Annotated in this window: 1 protein-coding gene and 1 pseudogene; both read right to left on the reverse strand. The window is 51.5% G+C overall.

Going from position 1 to position 1,885, the window contains the following annotated elements; genetic code table 11:
• Positions 1–74: 74 nt before the first annotated feature.
• Entirely contained in the window at positions 75–1,391 is a 1,317-nt protein-coding gene (locus tag Q0835_RS29755; RefSeq protein WP_298967099.1) for a hypothetical protein, read from the reverse strand.
• Positions 1,388–1,885 (reverse strand): annotated as a pseudogene (locus Q0835_RS29760) (hypothetical protein); the annotation flags it as partial. The pseudogene Q0835_RS29760 and the gene Q0835_RS29755, both read right to left, overlap by 4 nt.

Genomic DNA, 1,885 nt, shown 5'->3' on the forward strand with positions numbered 1-1,885 from the left:
TTGCCAAACAGGGGGCATCCACACACGTCTTGGTATACTCGATGCCGCTGGGTGGGGGCATCCACCGCATCAGTTCATTGCGTTGCAACCGGAATCGCATCCAGTTCATCACGAGAAACGATTGATGGAGCGTTCGGAAGCTCTGCTTCAATGACTTTAGCGAGCGGCTCGGAAACGGAATTGGCTATGATGATGTATTCAAGACTGGCAGGAAGCGAACGGCGCAACGCGTAATCAAGCTTATCCTTGAATGACTTGCTTGCAAGCAATTGAGTAGAATTGATGTGAAACTGACGAGGCAATCGAGAGGTACTGCGCCCTAGACCAAGTTCGAACACTTTATCGCCAACATAACGATCCATAAGCGATGCAAGTCCAGCTGGAGCGTGAGCTTTTCCAACAAGCAATGCATCCTGCTGTGGGCCTGCAAATTCGAACTGGTCGCCCTGCAGTTTGATTGCGTGTGAACCACCTGCACACATCGCACAATCATTAGACTCTTCCACTGAAGGTAAGACGTCGATGCCTGCGGGATTTTCATGTGGATCATGTGATAGGTCGCAAACGACTCGCGGGTCGCTAGGGCTATTCCCGAGATATAACAAATGAACGATCCGGTCAGGCTCAACGTTTTTCTCTGAGACAAGCCGACGAGCCAGGGAGCCGCTTGAAGAAGCGGAGATGAGCACGATAGCGCTCTCACTACTGTCGAAGTGGTGTTGTTCGAAACCCGCGTAGGAAGAAAAATTGTCCGCCATAATCCAAGTGGCTTCATCGAATAAAGAACGCTGCTCGTTGATGGCTGAAACAACAGCGTAAAGAGATGGTGTGTCGAGGTAGGCTACCGTAATCAATGGACTGATGTGGGGCAGGCAACAAAACCCGATAAAGGCGATCTCAGCTCCCCTTGCAAGGATGTTAGATAATCGGATGAACCGTTCGGTATGTCGGCCTGATGGATTCTCAAAATGGTAGGTGGCAGTGGCTTCGACAAAACCACGACGCTCATTGAATATACTGGTGATCCCCCGACGCTGAAAATCATTGAGCGCAACAGCGGGCTCACAGCTCGCTTCCGTGATGCACTTTCGCCTGCGCTCATTTCCCATGCAGTCGTAGCCGATGAGCAAGACAGCAGTGCTCTTGCCGAGCCGGGAGAGCGTTGCAAGATGCATGGAGTCTGTTCGCAAGGCTTTTTCGGTTTTCTCGAAGACTGGATCTCTCACAATGACCACAACCTCGTCAGGAACGAGGTTGGCCTCAATCTCGGCCTCGACTTCGGTAGCAAAAGCCTGAGCGTCAATTGCAGGAGTGGCCACAAAGACAACTAATACATCGCGGCTATCTTTATTAGGGGGCAGATTAAATCGGAAGGTAAAGAGCGATTTCAACGGTCTCTCCGCAGTGGCAATAGGACGGTAAGAAGGCTGCCTGCAACTGGAGCTAGTTGTTGTTCACCATTGGGAGAGAAGACCTCGAGAGCGTCTGCACCTTCACGTGCATCACCGGAAGAAAAGTCTGCATGGAATGAAAGGTGACCCGTGCGAAGTCGCAGAAAACCACCTTCCTTGCGCAGTAATCGCATCACATGGGGCAAACCTTGGCCGAAGCGGCTTCCACCCTTCACACTATAAGTTGAGAAGCAGTCGCGTACAGCTGCTTCCTCTTCGTTAGGGTCAATTTCGTTTAGCTGCTTGCCGGTCCGAGACGCAGCAAAGCCTGGACCAGAGTCGAGGACAGAGAGTTCAAATAAATGAGTTTGAGCTGCGTACTGCGGCGGCGGCAATGAGGCGCAGTACTGGGCCAAAGTGTTTGATCCCAGATTTTGATGGTGCAGTCTTTTCTCCCGAATGGAAGGATGCACTATGGGACAGGTTTTACACGG

It is taken from the genome of uncultured Roseibium sp. (assembly GCF_947499295.1).
Classification (GTDB): domain Bacteria; phylum Pseudomonadota; class Alphaproteobacteria; order Rhizobiales; family Stappiaceae; genus Roseibium.